17 protein-coding genes and 1 tRNA gene are annotated in these 16,112 nt (G+C 70.8%); 5 read left to right on the top strand and 13 right to left on the bottom strand.

Annotated elements, in window-relative coordinates:
• Nucleotides 1-90: 90 nt before the first annotated feature.
• Nucleotides 91-1,551, bottom strand: a complete 1,461-nt coding sequence (locus ACFE7H_RS11250; RefSeq protein ID WP_375401328.1) for a sensor histidine kinase — start codon at nt 1,549-1,551, stop codon at nt 91-93.
• 15 nt (nt 1,552-1,566) lie between these two features.
• Nucleotides 1,567-2,319 carry a response regulator transcription factor gene (locus tag ACFE7H_RS11245; RefSeq protein ID WP_375401414.1) on the bottom strand — a complete coding sequence of 251 codons (753 nt, stop codon included), beginning with the start codon at nt 2,317-2,319 and terminating at the stop codon, nt 1,567-1,569.
• A gap of 233 nt (nt 2,320-2,552) precedes the next feature.
• Here ACFE7H_RS11245 and ACFE7H_RS11240 point away from each other — a divergent pair, with 233 nt between their 5' ends.
• Nucleotides 2,553-3,572: an NADP-dependent oxidoreductase gene (locus ACFE7H_RS11240; protein ID WP_375401327.1), complete on the top strand. Its 1,020-nt coding sequence runs from the start codon at nt 2,553-2,555 to the stop codon at nt 3,570-3,572.
• A 99-nt stretch (nt 3,573-3,671) separates the two neighbouring features.
• On the opposite strand, the gene rplA is transcribed toward ACFE7H_RS11240, so the two are convergent.
• The 5 genes from rplA to ACFE7H_RS11215 form a co-directional block, all read right to left on the bottom strand.
• On the bottom strand, nt 3,672-4,364 hold the full coding sequence (rplA, locus tag ACFE7H_RS11235) for a 50S ribosomal protein L1 (RefSeq protein WP_375401326.1): 693 nt from the start codon (nt 4,362-4,364) through the stop codon (nt 3,672-3,674).
• A gap of 11 nt (nt 4,365-4,375) precedes the next feature.
• Entirely contained in the window at nt 4,376-4,804 is a 429-nt protein-coding gene (rplK, locus tag ACFE7H_RS11230; protein WP_375401325.1) for a 50S ribosomal protein L11, read from the bottom strand.
• A gap of 106 nt (nt 4,805-4,910) precedes the next feature.
• A complete protein-coding gene (locus ACFE7H_RS11225; RefSeq protein WP_375401324.1) occupies nt 4,911-5,966 on the bottom strand; it encodes a transcription termination/antitermination NusG family protein in 1,056 nt (351 codons plus the stop codon).
• 122 nt (nt 5,967-6,088) lie between these two features.
• The gene (gene secE, locus ACFE7H_RS11220) at nt 6,089-6,364 is read right to left on the bottom strand and encodes a preprotein translocase subunit SecE (RefSeq protein WP_375401323.1); all 276 of its coding nucleotides are present in this window, start codon (nt 6,362-6,364) and stop codon (nt 6,089-6,091) included.
• 44 nt (nt 6,365-6,408) lie between these two features.
• A tRNA-Trp gene (locus ACFE7H_RS11215) sits at nt 6,409-6,481 on the bottom strand.
• 203 nt (nt 6,482-6,684) lie between these two features.
• Between ACFE7H_RS11215 and ACFE7H_RS11210 the strand changes: the two genes are divergently transcribed.
• The 3 genes from ACFE7H_RS11210 (at nt 6,685) to ACFE7H_RS11200 (ending at nt 9,697) form a co-directional block, all read left to right on the top strand.
• Nucleotides 6,685-7,893: a pyridoxal phosphate-dependent aminotransferase gene (locus ACFE7H_RS11210; RefSeq protein WP_375401322.1), complete on the top strand. Its 1,209-nt coding sequence runs from the start codon at nt 6,685-6,687 to the stop codon at nt 7,891-7,893.
• A gap of 74 nt (nt 7,894-7,967) precedes the next feature.
• Nucleotides 7,968-8,840 (top strand): ABC transporter ATP-binding protein, encoded by an 873-nt coding sequence (locus ACFE7H_RS11205; RefSeq protein WP_375401321.1) that lies wholly within the window; start codon nt 7,968-7,970, stop codon nt 8,838-8,840.
• Nucleotides 8,837-9,697 (top strand): ABC transporter permease, encoded by an 861-nt coding sequence (locus ACFE7H_RS11200; RefSeq protein ID WP_375401320.1) that lies wholly within the window; start codon nt 8,837-8,839, stop codon nt 9,695-9,697. The genes ACFE7H_RS11205 and ACFE7H_RS11200 overlap by 4 nt, the downstream gene beginning before the upstream one ends.
• Before the next feature lie 40 nt (nt 9,698-9,737).
• On the opposite strand, the gene ACFE7H_RS11195 is transcribed toward ACFE7H_RS11200, so the two are convergent.
• The 6 genes from ACFE7H_RS11195 to ACFE7H_RS11170 all read right to left on the bottom strand — a co-directional run bounded on the left by ACFE7H_RS11195 (nt 9,738) and on the right by ACFE7H_RS11170 (nt 14,455).
• On the bottom strand, nt 9,738-10,916 hold the full coding sequence (locus ACFE7H_RS11195; RefSeq protein WP_375401319.1) for an MFS transporter: 1,179 nt from the start codon (nt 10,914-10,916) through the stop codon (nt 9,738-9,740).
• Nucleotides 10,917-11,024: 108 nt separating this feature from the next.
• Nucleotides 11,025-11,567, bottom strand: a complete 543-nt coding sequence (locus ACFE7H_RS11190) for a hypothetical protein (protein ID WP_375401318.1) — start codon at nt 11,565-11,567, stop codon at nt 11,025-11,027.
• A 143-nt stretch (nt 11,568-11,710) separates the two neighbouring features.
• On the bottom strand, nt 11,711-12,304 hold the full coding sequence (locus tag ACFE7H_RS11185) for a GNAT family N-acetyltransferase (protein ID WP_375401317.1): 594 nt from the start codon (nt 12,302-12,304) through the stop codon (nt 11,711-11,713).
• A gap of 32 nt (nt 12,305-12,336) precedes the next feature.
• Nucleotides 12,337-13,539: a UDP-N-acetylmuramate dehydrogenase gene (locus ACFE7H_RS11180; RefSeq protein ID WP_375401316.1), complete on the bottom strand. Its 1,203-nt coding sequence runs from the start codon at nt 13,537-13,539 to the stop codon at nt 12,337-12,339.
• Nucleotides 13,536-14,012 carry a MaoC/PaaZ C-terminal domain-containing protein gene (locus ACFE7H_RS11175; protein WP_375401315.1) on the bottom strand — a complete coding sequence of 159 codons (477 nt, stop codon included), beginning with the start codon at nt 14,010-14,012 and terminating at the stop codon, nt 13,536-13,538. The genes ACFE7H_RS11180 and ACFE7H_RS11175 overlap by 4 nt, the downstream gene beginning before the upstream one ends.
• Complete coding sequence (locus ACFE7H_RS11170) at nt 14,009-14,455, bottom strand: MaoC family dehydratase N-terminal domain-containing protein (RefSeq protein WP_375401314.1); 447 nt, start codon at nt 14,453-14,455, stop codon at nt 14,009-14,011. The genes ACFE7H_RS11175 and ACFE7H_RS11170 overlap by 4 nt, the downstream gene beginning before the upstream one ends.
• Nucleotides 14,456-14,549: 94 nt before the next feature.
• On the opposite strand from ACFE7H_RS11170, the gene ACFE7H_RS11165 reads away from it, so the two are divergent.
• Nucleotides 14,550-15,425 (top strand): aldo/keto reductase, encoded by an 876-nt coding sequence (locus ACFE7H_RS11165; RefSeq protein ID WP_375401313.1) that lies wholly within the window; start codon nt 14,550-14,552, stop codon nt 15,423-15,425.
• The last annotated feature ends 687 nt before the right edge of the window (nt 15,426-16,112 follow it).

Below are 16,112 nucleotides of genomic sequence, written 5' to 3'. Positions count from 1 at the left end.
TACGGAGGATCCGCCCTCGAACACGGCGTGTCGCTCGAGATCTCCGTAGTCGGGCCGGATCCCCGTAGTCGGGATGGGCCGGGCGGAGGGTCAGGCGGAGGCGCTGGCCGACTCCGTGACCGCGGGGGCGCCCGTGCTCGCGGCGTACGCGCGCGGCAGGGTGACGCGGAAGGCGGTGTCGCCCGGCTCGGAGGTGACCTCGACGGTGCCGCCCTGCGCCTGTACGACCGCGCTGACGATCGAGAGTCCGAGGCCCGTGCTGCCGGTGGTGCGGTTGCGCGAGCTGTCACCGCGCACGAAGCGGCCGAAGAGGCGGGGCAGCAGGTCGGGCGGGATGCCGGGACCGGAGTCGCGGACCAGCACGGTGACGGTGTCGCCGGTCGGCTCCCGCAGCTGCACCGTGACCCGGGTGTCCGGCGGCGTGTGCACGCGGGCGTTGGCGAGCAGGTTCGTGAACACCTGGTGCAGCCGGGCGTCGTCGCCGCGGACCAGCACCGGCTCGTCGGGCAGCTCGAGGTCCCATCGGTGGTCGCGGCCGGCGGCATGCGCATCGCTGACCACGTCGACCAGCAGGCGGGAGAGGTCCACGTCCTCCGCCGCCAGCTCGGGCTGCGAGTCGAGCCGCGCGAGCAGCAGCAGATCCTCGACGAGCGCGGTCATGCGCTTGGACTCCGACTCGATTCGGTCGATGTTGTGCTGCACGTCGTCGGTCAGCTCGCCGCCGAAGCGCCGGGTCAGCTCCGCATAGCCGCGGATGGAGGCGAGCGGCGTGCGCAGCTCGTGGCTGGCATCGGCGACGAACGCGCGCACCTTCTCCTCGCTCGCCTGGCGCACCGCGAGCGCGGAACCGACGGAGTCGAGCAGATTGTTGAGCGCCGCGCCCACCTGTCCCACCTCGGTGTGCGAGTTCGTGTCCTGCTCGGGCACCCGCTGCCCGACCTTCACCTCGCCCTGGTCCAGTCGCATCGCGGCGACGCTGGACGCGACGGCCGCGACCCGGCGCAAGGGTCGCAGGGCCCGCCCGATGATGAATGCACCCAGAACAGCGGCGAGAAGGATTGCGGCCAATACGACGAGCACGACAGTCACCAGCACTCCGGCGATGCGTCGATTGAGCGACGACAACGGCTCGCCGACCACGAAGCGCCCCCCGAACGCCTCGACCGATACGAACCGGTAGTCGCCGTATCCCTGGACTGCGATGGAACGAGGGTTTCCATCGGCGGGCACGACGCGCAGCGCGGAGATCTGCGCGCCCGGCAAGGCGGTCATCTTCGTCGAGGACGAGAAGTACCCGCCCCCGAGCGAGTTGCCGTAGTCGTCGAATCCGACCGCGATCGTGCCGGGGTCGATCAGTTCGCCTCGGGCTGACGGACCTCCGTTGCCATGGGTGATCCGCTGCGCGTCATTCGCCAGCTGGGAATCGAACTGGTTCGACATCGCGGTGCTGAGCACGAGGAACATCACCCCGCCGATGACGATGCTGGTGACCGCGAGCAGCGCCACCACGAGGGCGATCAGCCGCGTGCGCAGCGTCCAGTTGCGGAGCATGGTGGTGCGGTCCGCCTATTCGGCGGACTTCAGCATGTATCCCGCGCCGCGGACGGTGTGGATCATCGGCTTGCGGCCGGCGTCGATCTTGCGGCGCAGGTATGAGATGTAGATCTCCACGACACTGGACTTGCCGCCGAAGTCGTACGACCACACGCGGTCCAGGATCTGCGTCTTGGACAGCACGCGCCGCGGGTTGCGCATCAGGTAGCGCAGCAGTTCGAACTCGGTCGCGGTCAGCTCGATCGGCTCGCCGGCGCGGGTGACCTCGTGGCTGTCCTCGTCCAGCATCAGATCGCCCACGACCAGCCGGGGGTCCTCCTCGTCGGCCACGGCCAGCATGGAGCGGCGGATCAGCCCGCGCAGGCGGGCGACCAGCTCCTCGAGGCTGAACGGCTTGGTGACGTAGTCGTCGCCACCCGCGGTGAGCCCGTTGATGCGGTCTTCGAGCGAATCCTTGGCCGTCAGGAACAGCACGGCCGTCTGCTGCCCGTCCTGGCGCACCCGCGACAGCACCTGCATGCCGTCGATGTCGGGAAGCATGATGTCGAGCACGATCGCATCGGGCCGGAACTCGCGGGCGAGGCTCAGCGCGTGCCGGCCGTCGGAGGCGGTTCGCACCTCCCAGCCCTCGTAGCGCAGCGCCATCTGCAGCAGGTCGACCAGGGTGGGCTCGTCGTCGACGACGAGCACGCGGATGGGAGTGCCGTCGGGATGCTTCAGCCGGGGGCGGACGGCCGAGGTCTCGGGAGCGGTGCCAGGACGGATTGTGGTCACATGGCCAAGTATCAGGACCTCCCTATGAGCCTTCTGTGCGATGGCGAAGGAATCCTGGTCAAGCACGCATGACCGCGTGCGCACCGCGGACTGGGGGCACGGATTGACACAGCGGTGATCTGACCGTAACCGGGCCGAATCACCCGCGGAGTGGAATGGGGGTCGCGCCCGCACGCGCACGCAGCCACCGGAACCCTCCGGACGGCGCCGCCGGAAAGGTCCCGATGACGATCAGCACCGACGCCGGTCCCACGACGACCCGCAAGGACCCCGACCTGCCCGACCGCATGCGCGCCGCGGTCATCACGGGCTTCGGGGAGCCCGACGCCCTGCACATGGCCGAGGTACCGGTACCGGTGCCGGTCGGTGCCGAGCTGCTCGTGCGCGTGATCGCCGCCGGAGTGAACCCGATCGACGCCAAGACCCGCGCCGGCCGCGGCGCCGCCGCCGGCTTGCCCGGCTGGCCCGCGGTGCTCGGCAGTGACTTCAGCGGTGTCGTGATGCGCGCGCCGTACGAGAGCTTCCCGTTGCAGCCGGGCGACGAGGTCTATGGCGTCACCGGCGTGCCGCGGGGCGGTGGCAGCCTGGCCGAATACGTCGCTGCGCCCGCCTGGGGACTGGCCCGCAAGCCGCGCACCCTCTCGCACGTCGAGGCCGCGGGCGTACCGCTGGCGGCGCTGACCGCGTGGGGGGCGGTGGTGGAGCAGGCGAAGGCGCACGAAGGTCAGCGCATCCTGATCCACGCCGGCGCGGGCGGTGTGGGGCACTTCGCGGTGCAGTTCGCCTCGTATTTCGGCGCGCGGGTCATCGCCACCGCCTCGTCGAGGAACACCGGCTGGCTGCGCGAGCTGGGCGCCGCCGAAGTGATCGACTACACGCGGATGCGCTTCGAGGACGGGCTCGACGACGTCGATGCCGTCATCGACCTGATCGGCGACGCGATCGATCACACCGGCTCCCGCTCGCTGTCGGTGCTGCGGCCGGGCGGCCTGCTCATCAACGTGCCGAGCGCCAGCTGGCCGACGCTCGCCGCGGACGCCGCTGCTGCCGACGTGCGGGCGACGACGTTCCGCATGATCGCCGACGCGCAGACGCTGGCGGTGATCAGTCGCTTGATCACCTCCGGCGACGTGCGGGTGAACGTGGACGAGGTGTTCCCGCTCGAGGAGGCCGGCATGGCCCACCGCCGGCTCGAAGAGGGCCATGTGCGCGGCAAGCTCGTGGTGCAGATCGCCGAGTACTGAAGCGGGCGGCCCCACAGCGACAGACACGAGGCCGGCCCGTTCGGACCGGCCTCATCGCTGTCACTGTTCGATCAGCAGCGTTCGATCACTACTGCTCGATCAGCCGAACGCGGTCACGTCCACGGGGATGCCGGGTCCGAAGGTGGTCGAGAGCGACGCCTTCTGGATGTAGCGGCCCTTGGAGGCGGACGGCTTGAGCCGCACGACCTCGTCGATGGCGGCCTTCATGTTCTCGTTCAGCTGCTCGGCCGGGAACCCGGCCTTGCCGACGACGAAATGCACGTTGGAGTGCTTGTCGGTGCGGAACTCGATGCGGCCGCCCTTGATCTCGGACACCGCGCGGGCGGCATCCGGAGTCACGGTGCCGGTGCGCGGGTTCGGCATCAGCCCACGGGGGCCGAGCACGCGGCCCAGGCGGCCGACCTTGCCCATCATGTCCGGCGTCGCGACCGCGGCGTCGAACGACGTGTAGCCGGCCGCGACCTTGGCGATCAGGTCGTCACCGCCCACCTCGTCGGCGCCCGCGGCGATGGCGGCCTCCGCGGCCGGGCCGATCGCGAACACGACTACGCGCGCGGTGCGGCCCGTGCCGTGCGGCAGCGAGACGGTGCCGCGGACGATCTGGTCGGCCTTGCGCACGTCGACGCCCAGCTTGAGCGCCACCTCGACGGTGGAGTCGAACTTGGCGGATCCGGTCTGCTTGGCCAGATCCACGGCCTCGGTGGGGCTGTAGAACTTGTCGGCGTCGATCTTGGCGGCCGCCGCGCGGTACGCCTTGCTCTTCTGTGCCATCGCTGCTCCTCCTACTCGACCGTGATGCCCATGGACCGGGCGGTGCCGGCGATGATCTTCGCCGCCGCGTCCAGGTCGTTGGCGTTCAAATCGGGCTGCTTCTGCTGGGCGATCTCGCGCACCTGGTCGCGGGTCAGCTTGGCGACCTTGACGGTGTGCGGGGTCGAGGAGCCCTTGCTGACGCCGGCGGCCTTCTTGATGAGTTCGGCGGCGGGCGGGGTCTTCAGCACGAAGGTGAACGTGCGGTCCTCGTAGACGGTGATCTCCACGGGGATGACGTTGCCACGCTGGGCCTCGGTCGCGGCGTTGTACGCCTTGCAGAACTCCATGATGTTGACGCCGTGCTGACCGAGCGCAGGCCCGATCGGGGGCGCCGGATTGGCGGCGCCCGCCTTGATCTGGAGCTTGATCAGGCCGGTCACCTTCTTCTGGCGAGCCATGTTTCCTTCTTTCGTGTCGAGGACGCGCGCTACTGCGCGCATCCGCTCCCACTGCTCCGCCGTTGCGGATGTGGTGTCTGTGGGTTCCTCCGGAGAGGAAGGTGGGTCAGAGCTTGGTCACCTGGTCGAAGCTGAGCTCGACCGGGGTTTCGCGCTCGAAGAGCGAGACGAGCACGGTGAGCTTGCCGCTCTCGGGCTTGATCTCACTGATGGTGCCGGGCAGGCCCGCGAACGAGCCCTCCTTGATGGTGATGGTCTCGCCGGCCTCGAAGTCGACCTCGATGGGGGCGGACCGCACGCCGGGACCGCGGCCGCCCTTGGGCGCTGCGGCACCGGCCTTGACCGGCGCCTCGATGATCTGCACCGTGCTCTTCAGCATGTTGAACGCCTCTTCGAAGCGCAGCGGCGTGGGGTTGTGCGAGTTGCCGACGAAGCCGGTGACACCCGGGGTGTGCCGGACGACGGACCAGGAGTCCTCGGTCAGCTCCATGCGCACCAGCACGTAGCCGGGGATGCGCACGCGGTTGACCAGCTTGCGCTGGCCGTTCTTGATCTCGACCACGTCCTCCATGGGCACCTGCACCTCGAAGACGCTGTCCTCCTGGCCCAGGGATCCCTTGCGCTGCTCGATGTTCTGCTTGACGCGCTTCTCGAAGCCGGCGTAGGAGTGGATGACGTACCACTTGCCGAACTTGGCCTTCAGTTCCTTGCGGAAGGTGTCGTACGGGTCGACCTGCACCTCTTCGACCGGCTCAGTCGGCTCTGCATCCGCCGCCTCGTCGCTCGGGTCGGCCGACGCCGCATCGGACGACTGCGCGTCGGCTACATCGGTCGCGATGCCCTGGGCGGGGTTCTCGGCGAAGACCTCGTCGGCCTCGTCGTCGGTGGCGGCTTCGGCGGCTTCGTAGTCGCTCGGGTCGTGCACCTCGAGCGCCTCGTCGACCTCGCGGTCGGCCTCGGGATCGGCCGCCTCCTCGATCGCGTCGCGTTCGGCCTGCTCGTCGGTGGGGTCGGTGTCGACCTCGTTCAGGCGCTCGTCGGTCGCGGCCTGCTCCAGCTCCTCGCCGCCGCTCGGCAGGTGCTCGTCGAAGGAATCGTCGACCTCGGAGCTCTGCTCATCCTCGGGAGCGAGATCCAGGTCGTCGCGATGTTCTCTTGCCACTGCTCTACAGGTCCTTAATGAACTCGGTCTTCTTGATTATGGTGACGGCTCGAGGGCCGTTCAGGTCGATTCGGGCCGTTCGGTTCGGTGGAACGAACAGCCGGGTGCCCGGAGGCGCGGGGTCAACTGGCGGGGCTGCCGAAGAGGAAGAACACCAGGGAGCCGAAGCCGAGGTCGAGCAGGTACACGATGCCGATCATGACGACCACGAAGACCAGCACGACGCCGGTGTAGGTGACCAACTCGCGGCGGGTGGGCGTGATCACCTTGCGCAGCTCGACGATCACCTGACGCAGGAAGGTGACGACGCGAGCGATGGGGCTACGCCGCACGCCCCGTTCCAGGCGGGCGACCGCGACGACGTCCTCGCTGGGTTCGTCCACTACTCCACGTGCCACGGGTCAACCTCCTGTTCTGATGCGGTTCGGTGCGACTGACTTCGCAGGGCGGACAGGACTCGAACCTGCAACCTGCGGTTTTGGAGACCGCTGCTCTACCAATTGAGCCACCGCCCTAGGTCGCCGCATCCGCTGCCCGTCCGGCGTGCGTTCCACTGCCGCAGAGGGCGACTGAGCACGGCGGTCAGCCGCTGCAGGCACGCCGAAGCACACGTTGGCTCCGACTGACTGAGCGATTGTAGCAGCGCACCCCCTCCGCCGCCGGAGCCGGCGTACGACGGCCAGAACCCGCCGCCGTGCCCGCCGGTACCCTGGCTCATGTGACCGCACCCGTGCCGACCGCCATCTCGCCGCGCATCGCGGCCATCGCCGAGTCGGCGACCCTTCGCGTCGACGCGAAGGCGAAGGCCCTGGCCGCAGCGGGCCGCCCGGTGGTCAGCTACGCGGCCGGCGAGCCCGACTTCGACACCCCCGCGCACATCGTCGAGGCGGCCGTCGCCGCCGCGCACGATCCGCGCAACCACCACTACACGGCCGCCGTCGGCCTGCCGGAGCTGCGCGAGGCGATCGCCGCCAAGACACTGCGCGACAGCGGCCTGCAGGTGGCGCCGTCGCAGGTCATCGTCACCAACGGCGGCAAGCACGCCGTGTACCAGACCATCCAGACCCTGGTCGGCGAGGGCGACGAGGTGGTCATCCCCTCGCCCTACTGGGTCACCTATCCCGAGGTCGTCAAACTGGCCGGCGGCGTGCCCGTCGCCGTGTTCGCCGGCGCCGACGCGGACTACAAGGTCACCGTCGAGCAGTTGGAGGCGGCGCGCACGCCCCGCACGACGGTGCTGCTGTTCGTCTCGCCGTCCAATCCCACCGGCGCGGTCTACTCCCCCGACGAGACCCGCGCCATCGGCGAATGGGCGCTCGAGCACGGCATCTGGGTCGTGACGGACGAGATCTACCAGAACCTGGTCTACGACGGGGTGCGCGCGGTCTCGATCGTCGAGGCGGTACCGCAGCTGGCCGAGCAGGCCGTGCTGGTGAACGGAGTCGCGAAGACGTACGCCATGACCGGGTGGCGGGTGGGCTGGATGGTCGGCCCGGCGCCGGTGATCAAGGGTGCCGCCGACCTGCAGTCGCACCTCAGCTCCAACGTGTCCAACGTCGCCCAGCGCGCCGCGATCGCGGCACTGAACGGTCCGATGCAGCCGATGGAGGCGATGCGGCAGGCGTTCGACCGTCGCCGCCGCGCGATCGTCGCCGGCCTGAACGCGATCCCGGGCTTCCGCACGCCGACTCCGCAGGGCGCCTTCTACGTCTACCCCGACGTCACCGCGCTGCTCGGCCGCGAGTGGGCCGGAGTCACTCCGCGCACCACGTTGGAACTGGCCGACCTGCTGCTGGAACGGTGCGAGGTCGCCGTGGTGCCGGGCGAGGCGTTCGGCCCGAGCGGCTACCTGCGCTTCAGCTACGCCCTGGGCGACGACGCCCTGGCCGAAGGCGTGCGGCGCCTGGCGGCGTTCTTCGCGGCCTGATCCGCGCCGACCGACCGCGCGCGGCCGGCGTGTGCCGGTCACCTCGGCGGCCGGTCCTGGGGCAGGCTGGGGTCATGTCGTCCGAGGCCGTGGTGCGCGTCGACGACCTGACGAAGCGGTACGGCGAGCGCACGGCGTTGCACGGGGTGAGCTTCGACATCCGGCGCGGAGAGGTCTTCGCCCTGCTGGGCCCGAACGGAGCGGGCAAGTCGACCACGATCGAGATCCTGGAGGGTTACCGGCAGCGCAGCGGCGGGTCGGCGACGGTGCTCGGACAGGACCCGGGCCGGGGTGGCACGGACTGGAAGGCTCGGCTGGGGATCGTGCTGCAGTCCAGCAGCGAAGCCGCCGTCGCGACCGTGCGCGAGCAACTCGCGCACTTCGCCGCGCTGTACCCGAACCCGCGGAATGTCGATGAGACGCTCGCCGATGTGGGTTTGGGGCAGGCGGCCAAGCAGCGCATCCGGGCCCTCTCCGGCGGCCAGCGACGCCGACTGGACGTAGCGCTCGGCGTGATCGGACGTCCCGAGCTGCTGTTCCTCGACGAGCCGACCACCGGCTTCGATCCGGAGGCGAGGCGACAGTTCTGGGACCTGGTGGGCCGGCTGCAGGCGGAGGGCACCACGATCCTGCTGACGACGCACTACCTGGATGAGGCGCAGCACCTGAGCGACCGTGCCGCCGTGATCGCAGGCGGGCGCCTGGTGGACATCGGTCCGATCGACTCCATCGGCTCGGCTGCGGCACGGGTGCCGATCGTGCGATGGCGCGACGCGGACGGCCGGCACGAGCAGCGCACCGACGCGCCCGGCGCGCTCGTCGCCCACCTGGTCGCGCAGGCCGGCGGGGAGCCGGAGGGCCTGGAAGTGGTGCGCCCCAGCCTGGAGGACATCTACCTGGGCCTGATCCAGGCCGACGAGCAACAGCACGAGGAGCAGCCGATATGACGACCGCCCCGACTCCGACGAGCCGGCCGGCCGTCGGCGGAGTCGGCCGCACGCTGCGGCTCGGCGCCCTGCGCGTCGGCTACGAGGTGCGCTCCTACTTCCGGCAGAGCGACGCCCTGTTCTTCACGTTCCTGTTCCCCAGCGTCATCTTCGTGATCTTCGCCGCCGCGTTCAGCGCCTCGGGTGATGTAGGAGCAGGGCCGGGCGGCAAGGGCGGGATCAGCGTGGCCGCGTACTACCTGCCGGGTCTGGTCGCATCCGGCATCGTGCTCTCGGGCATCCAGAACCTGGGCATCGACATCGCGGTGGAGCGCGGCGACGGCACCCTGAAGCGACTGGGCGGCTCGCCGCTGCCCGTGGTCAGCTACTTCCTGGGCAAGGTCGGGATGGTGCTGGTCACCGCCCTGGCCCAGCTGGTGCTGCTGCTGCTCGTCGCCCGCTTCGCGTTCGGCGTGACGCTGCCGGATGACGGCGCCGCCTGGAGCCGGTTCGCCTGGCTCTTCCTGCTGTCGATCCTCATGTCGGTCATGCTGGGCATCGGCATCTCGGGGCTGCCGCGGTCGGGTCGAACCGCGAGCGCGGTCATCGTGCCGATCCTGTTGATCCTGCAGTTCATCTCCGGGGTCTACTTCAACTTCGCCGACCTGCCCGACTGGCTGAAGACGATCGCCGGGATCTTCCCGCTCAAGTGGATCGCGCAGGGGATGCGCTCGGTGTTCCTGCCGGAGCGGTTCGCCCAAGTGGAGCAGACCGGCTCGTGGGACCTGGGCACGGTCGCGCTGATGATCGCGGTGTGGGCGATCGTCGGCCTGGTCGTCGCGCTGCTCACCTTCCGCTGGGTGCGCAAGGACGGCTGAGCGGCGGTAGTCGTGCCCCCAAGGGTCGTGCGCGGGCAGGTCACGCGGCGCCGGGCCGACCAAGACGTGCGATCCCCGCGACACTCGCCAGCGCGAGGCCGGCTCCCAGCCAGGCGAGCAGCGCGGGCGAGGCGAGCAGCAGAGCCCCTCCGCCGAGCAGGGCGCCGCCGGCGATGCCGACATTGAAGGTGGAGTTGACGACGGCCGGAGCCAGGTCACCCGCGGCGGGCGACGCGGTCGTCGCGATCGTCTGCAGCAGCGGGATCAGCGCGGCGAACGAGACCCCCCAGAGCGCTGCCACGACGAAGACGACCGGGGCCGCCGGCCGGACGGCGAGCACCACCAGGCAGAGCGCAGTCACTACCGCGCCGCCGGCGGCTGCGGCGCGAGGCACCCGGTCGACGGTCAGCGCGGCCAGTGCGACACCGCCCGCGCCGGCGAGCCCGAAGACCAGCAAGACGACGCTCTGCTGCGCGAGCGGAATGCCGTCCAGGCTGAGCAGCGGAGAGATGTAGGTGAAGGCCGTGTTGTGGCCGAGCGTCAGGACCGCGATGACGACGGCCACCGGCAGCAGGCGCCGCAGCGCCCCACGCGCATCTGCAGCCGGCGCCGCACCCGGCGCCCCGGAGGCAGCCGAGCCGACGGGGATCACGAGTGCGGCGACCACGGCGACGACCGCCAGGGCGACGCCGTCGACGACGAATACGACGCGCCAGTCGACCGCCACGCCGAGCGCGGTGCCGAGCGGAACCCCCAGGGCGAACCCGGCCGTCGTACCGAGGCTGACGATCGCGATGCCCCGTCCGGCGCGCCCCGGCCGCATCGCCTCCGCCCCCGCAGCGAACACGGCGGAGAAGAACGCGGCGTGGATCAACCCGCCCGCCAACCGTGCCGCGAAGGCGATCGCATAGGTCTCAGCGAGGCCGAAGACGATCGTGCTGGCGGCATAGCCGAGCAGCAACAGCACCAGCACCGGTCTGCGAGGCCACCGGCGCAACCACAGCGTCAACGGCACCGACGCGACCGCCACGATGACGGCGTACACCGACACGAGCAGGCCGACCGCGGCAGCAGAGGTGTGCAGGCCGGAAGCGATCGGACTGAGCAGCCCGACCGGCAGCACCTCCGAGGTCAGGGCGAGGAACACTCCGACGACGAATACCGCGAGGACGGGCCCCGGTGCGGACCCTGCGGAGCGCACCGGCAGTCGTCGAGGCATCCGCCCCAACGATACTGACGACCCGGGTGACCGGCGCCGACTGATCCGCTCCGAACCCGCGCCGTGCCGAACCGGATCAGCGCAGAATCGGGTCAGCGCCGCGATCGATCAGCGCTTGAAGCGGTCGAGCCAGCCGGCGACCGGGCGCTGCTGCTCGCCCTGCTGCGCACCGAGGACGATCAGTACACCGGTGATCAGCGGCAGGGTCCACTGCACGATCTTCTGCTGGCGCTGCACGGCCGCGAGTTCGTCGGACGTGCCGGCGCCCGGCTCCGTGACTCCGGTCGCACCCTCGTCGGCGTGCTTGGCGATGCGGGTGCCCAGGATGCCCGAGTAGAGGCTGAGGCCCGCGGCGACGATGGTCAGCGGCAGCTTGATGTAGGAGTTGACGCGCGCGTCGGACTGGGCGGCCAGGCGGCCGCGGTTGGTGATGATCACGCCGACGCCGCCGATGGCGTGGGTCAGGATCGCGGCGCCCTGCACGGGTGCCCAGCGCCCCCAGCCGATGGAGGACAGCCGAAGGCGCTCGGTCGGATCGATGGCCTTGGCCGCCGCACCGTTCAGGCCCACCGCACCCATCAGGGTTCCGCCGAACCACGCGGCCATGCCGAGGTCGTGCATGCTGCGAATGACGGTGTTGCGTTGTGACATGAAGAAGCTCCTAGTCGGTGAGAGTGGACCAGCATGGCCCCCGCGGCTGGGCATGCCGGGCACGGCGCATGGGTAGGGCCTCGGCATGTGCTGGGCGCACCTGACCGTGTCCGGAGCGGGTCCGGCCTTCGCGGGGAGCGTTGTCAGTCCTCCGGCGGGGCGGCCGGAGCGGATATGCGGGCGTACATCGCCATGTCGCGCTGCGTCCCGCCGATCGGCTGGAACGCGCGCAGCACTCCCTCGCGCTGGAAGCCCGCCGACTCCGCCGCTCGCCACGATCCCTCGTTCGCCGGCTCGATCAGCAGCTCCAGCCGGCGCACCCAGGGCAGTGACACCGCCCACTCCGAGAGGGTCGCCAGTGCGTCAGCGGCCAGGCCCTGACGGCGGAAGGAGGGCCGGATCCAGTACCGGATACGCCCGCGACCGATGTCGGCGTCGCGCAGACAGAGACCGACCTGGCCGACCGCCATGGCGGCATCGCGGCGCTCGGCCACCGCGAAGGAGTAGCCGAGCCCGGCCGGCAGGCGATTCCGCTGCCGCGTGATGTAGGCGAGCGCGCCGGCGGTGTCGACGCCGCTCGGGATGCTGGTGATGAGCGGGATCAGTGGATCGTCCGCCGCCTCCAGCACCGCGTCCAGGTCGGTGTCGCGGAAGGGGCGCAGCACGACGCGCCGAGCGGTCAGCTCGGGCGGCTGCGGCTCCGGCTCCGGCTGCGCCTGCACCTCCGGCTCCTGCACCTCCTGCTCCGTCTCCTGCTCCGCGGACGGGCTCAGAGCTCGGCGCCGATCACGGCCGGCTCGATCTGCAGCAGCACGCCGAACTCGATCTGCACCATCGAGCGGATGTACCGGGCCAGCTCCAGCACCTGCTCGGCGGTCGCGCCGCCCCCGTTCACGATCGCCAGGGTGTGCCGGTGCGAGATGTGGGCGCTCGAACCCGGCAGGGCGAAGCCGCGGGTCAGGCCGGCGTGCTCGATGAGCCACGCCGCCGAGAGCTTCACCTGGCGGTCGCCGTCCACGGGGGCGCGCGCCGGCAGCGATTCGCCGAGCGGCACGATGATGTCCGGCTCGTCGCCCGTGGTCGGCCAGCGGGGCGCGGAGGGAGGCAGGGAGCGCGCGAAGCTCTCGCTGACGACCGGGTTCGTGAAGAACGAGCCGACGCTGGCCGACTCGCTCTCGCCGGCGTCGACGACCATGCCCTTGCGGCGGCGCAGGGTGAGGACGGTCTCACGCAGTACAGCGATGGGCACCCTGGTGCCGAGCGGGACACCCAGCGCGTCCGCCAGCTGCGCGTAGGCGATGGGTGCCGAGAGCGCCTCCCGTCCCCGCTCCGGTCCGAGCAGCAGCAGGTCGATCGACAGGACGATGCCGCGCAGGCCCTGCTTGAACACGCTGGTGCGGTAGCCCAGCTGCAGCTCGGATGCGAGCAGCGAGCGCACTTCGCCCGTGCCGTAGTCCAGGAACTCCACCCCGGTCAGGGTGGCGGCCAGCTCCTGTCCGTAGGCGCCGATGTTCTGCACGGGCGACGCTCCGCACGATCCGGGCACGCCGGAGAGCGCCTCGATGCCGCTCCAGCCCTGCTGCACGGCGTGGGCGACCAGGTCGTCCCACGACTCCCCGGCCTGTACTCGGATGGGGACCAGCTCCCGCTGCCGGGCGGGGCGTAGCGACCGCTCCAGGGAGCGCAGCCGGTCGGCGTCGGTGGCCGGCACGGGGGGTACCGCGCCGCGAGGGACGTCGGCCAGGCGCTCGATCCCTCGCGTGGCGACGTGCAGTACGGTGCCGTCGAAGCCGTCGTCGCCGATCACCACGTTGGAGCCGCCGCCGAGCACGAGCCAGTCCTCGTCCTCGGCCCAGGCCGCACGCGCTGCCGCGATGACCTCGTCGCGGGACCGCAGGGTGAGGATCCGCCGTGCCGGGCCGCCCACCCGCAGCGTGGTCAGCTCCGAAAGCGCCTGCCGGGTGTCGGTCATCCGGTGCCGCCGGACGGCCCAGCCTGGGGCAGCCCTGCGCCGGACGACGCCGCCTCCGGCAGCCGTACGAGCACCTGGGCGCGTCCCAGCACGGCCTGCCCGCCGACCCGGGCGGTGATGTCGATGCGCGCGGTGCCGTCGCCGGCCAGCACGCCGACGGCGGCGCTGACCTTCAGCTCCACGCTCCCCTGCGCCGGCACCGGCACCGGCCTCGTGAACCGGACGCCGTACTCCAGCACCTCGCCGCGCCCGTCCAGCCACTCCAGCACCGGCTGTACGGCGAGCCCCATGGTCAGCATGCCGTGGGCCAGCACGCCGGGCAGGCCTACCGACTGCGCCACGTCGTCGCGGTAGTGGATGGGATTGAAGTCGCCGGAGGCTCCGGCGTACCGCACCAGGGTGTCCCGCTCGATGGGGTAGGTGCGGGTCGCGACCACGTCGCCGACGGCGAGGGTCGGGGCGGCGGCGGTCATGCGTCGCCCCGCACGACGAGCGTCGAGGTGGCGGTGAGCACGTGCTGCCCCTGCACGTCGCGGATGTCGGAGTCGGCGGTGACCATGGCATTGCCGCCCAGCGTCTTCACGCTCGCGACGGTCAGCACCGCGGTCAGTTCGTCGCCGGCGACGATCGGGCGACTGAAGCGGAAGCGCTGCTCGCCGTGCACGACGCGGGTGAAGTCGATGCCCGCGCGCTCGTCGGCGAGCAGCTGGGCCAGACCGCGCTCCTGGACCACCACGGCGAAGGTGGGCGGAGCGACGACGTCCGCATGCCCGGCGGCGCGGGCGGCAGCGGGATCAAGGCTGCGCGTGTCGGTGCACCCGACCGCTGCGGCGAAGCGGCGCACGTCCTCGCGGCCGACCAGGTACGGCGCCGTCGGCGGATAGACGGTGCCGGCGAGATCGGCGTTGACGGCCATCCGGCGATGGTATCCGCGCCTCCGCGTCGATGAGCGGACCACGGCGGAGCAGACCGCCAGGCGCCTCCCAAGCGCCGCTCACAGGATGGTCGTCATGCCAACCACCGTCACTCTTCCCACCCGCATCCTCGGCAGCCGCTCCGTCAGCGCGATCGGCCTCGGCGCCATGCCCATGTCGATCGAGGGCCGCCCGGACGAAGCCCGTGCCGTCGCGGCCGTCCACGCCGCGCTCGATGCGGGCGTGACCCTCATCGACACTGCCGACGCGTACCACATCGACTCGAGCGACGATGGGCACAACGAGCTGCTCGTCGCTCGCGCACTCGACTCCTACGGCGGCGACACCTCGCAGGTGCTCGTCGCGACGAAGGGCGGCCACCTGCGGCCCGGCGGCGGCCTCTGGACGCTGAACGGCCGTCCCGACTACCTGATCCGGGCGGCGGAGGAGTCGTCGCGCCGGCTGGGCGGCGACGCGATCGGTCTGTACCAGTTCCACCGGCCCGACCCGGACGTGCCCTTCGCCGAGTCCGTCGGCGCGTTGGAGCATCTTCTGAACGCCGGCACCATTCAGATGGCCGGCATCTCGAACGCCGACCCCGATCAGATCAACGAGGCGAACGAGATCCTGGGCGGCCGCCTGGCCTCGGTGCAGAACCAGTTCTCGCCGGCGTTCCGGTCGTCGCTGCCGGAGCTGCGGCTGTGCGCGGAACTCGGCATCGCCTTCCTGCCGTGGAGCCCGCTCGGCGGCATCGGCAACGCCGGTGACCTCGGCAGCAGCTTCGCCCCGTTCCAGCAGGTCGCGGACGCGCGCGGGGTCAGCCCGCAGCAGGTGGCGCTGGCGTGGGAGCTGTCGCTGGCCCCGGTCGTCATCCCGATTCCCGGTGCCTCCCGGCCGGAGAGCATCCGCGACTCCGTCGGTGCCGCGACCCTGACGTTGACCGACGACGAGCTGGCGACCCTCTCGGCTTGATGCAGGTCGCGCGGTACCTGTGCCGACGCGCGGTACGCACGCATACCGCGTCGCGTCACGGGTACCGCGCGACGATCCGAGTGACAGGACCGCGACGACGGAGCGCAGCAAAGAGCCCCGGTACCTGAAGAGGTGTCGGGGCTCGTTGCCGCTTTCGTGCGGCGTGCTACGCCGGCTGCGGGGTGCCTACTGGCAGCTGTCGCACTGGAGCAAGTCCATGGGATCCATGGGGACCGCGTAGCCGTCGATGGTGTCGGAGTCGAAGTTCATGATATCTCCAATGCATCGTGGGCCGGTAGACCTTCACACGGTCGTACCCGGCGTTCGGATGGTCACCCTTGCGACCTGAGATCACTATATACCGGCCCTGGACGCGGAGTCGAGGACTACATGTAGTGGTCAGCGTGTCGCGGCGCACTTCTCAGCAACGACGCGCGACGCGCCGTCGACAGTGTCCCGCCCCCCTCCGACACCGCACCGACCCGAGTCGATCGGCCCTCGAGCAGGTCCGGCAACTGCGACCGCAGCGGAGTAGCCGGCGAGCGCAGTCGCAGCCGGTCACACCGGGGAGCGGGCGGAGCCGGGATGCTACAGTTTCGGCCGTGTTGCGGGCCCCGACGGGCCTGCGCCTGGCCCCGATAGCTCAGTGGTAGAGCATCTCCATGGTAAGGAGAAGGTCAAGAGTTC

The organism is uncultured Amnibacterium sp. (genome assembly GCF_964250715.1).
Classification (GTDB): Bacteria; Actinomycetota; Actinomycetes; order Actinomycetales; family Microbacteriaceae; genus Amnibacterium.
Note: the sequence above shows the minus strand (reverse complement) of the source record. Positions and strands in the feature narration are given on the sequence as shown.

Coding starts and splice junctions, on each gene's coding strand:
- ACFE7H_RS11180 (WP_375401316.1), bottom strand. CDS start 13,539: ATGACCGACACCCGGCAGGCGCTTTCGGAGCTGACCACGCTGCGGGTG.
- ACFE7H_RS11240 (WP_375401327.1), top strand. CDS start 2,553: ATGACGATCAGCACCGACGCCGGTCCCACGACGACCCGCAAGGACCCC.
- ACFE7H_RS11165 (WP_375401313.1), top strand. CDS start 14,550: ATGCCAACCACCGTCACTCTTCCCACCCGCATCCTCGGCAGCCGCTCC.
- ACFE7H_RS11175 (WP_375401315.1), bottom strand. CDS start 14,012: ATGACCGCCGCCGCCCCGACCCTCGCCGTCGGCGACGTGGTCGCGACC.
- ACFE7H_RS11205 (WP_375401321.1), top strand. CDS start 7,968: ATGTCGTCCGAGGCCGTGGTGCGCGTCGACGACCTGACGAAGCGGTAC.
- ACFE7H_RS11195 (WP_375401319.1), bottom strand. CDS start 10,916: ATGCCTCGACGACTGCCGGTGCGCTCCGCAGGGTCCGCACCGGGGCCC.
- ACFE7H_RS11200 (WP_375401320.1), top strand. CDS start 8,837: ATGACGACCGCCCCGACTCCGACGAGCCGGCCGGCCGTCGGCGGAGTC.
- ACFE7H_RS11170 (WP_375401314.1), bottom strand. CDS start 14,455: ATGGCCGTCAACGCCGATCTCGCCGGCACCGTCTATCCGCCGACGGCG.
- rplA (WP_375401326.1), bottom strand. CDS start 4,364: ATGGCACAGAAGAGCAAGGCGTACCGCGCGGCGGCCGCCAAGATCGAC.
- ACFE7H_RS11190 (WP_375401318.1), bottom strand. CDS start 11,567: ATGTCACAACGCAACACCGTCATTCGCAGCATGCACGACCTCGGCATG.
- ACFE7H_RS11250 (WP_375401328.1), bottom strand. CDS start 1,551: ATGCTCCGCAACTGGACGCTGCGCACGCGGCTGATCGCCCTCGTGGTG.
- rplK (WP_375401325.1), bottom strand. CDS start 4,804: ATGGCTCGCCAGAAGAAGGTGACCGGCCTGATCAAGCTCCAGATCAAG.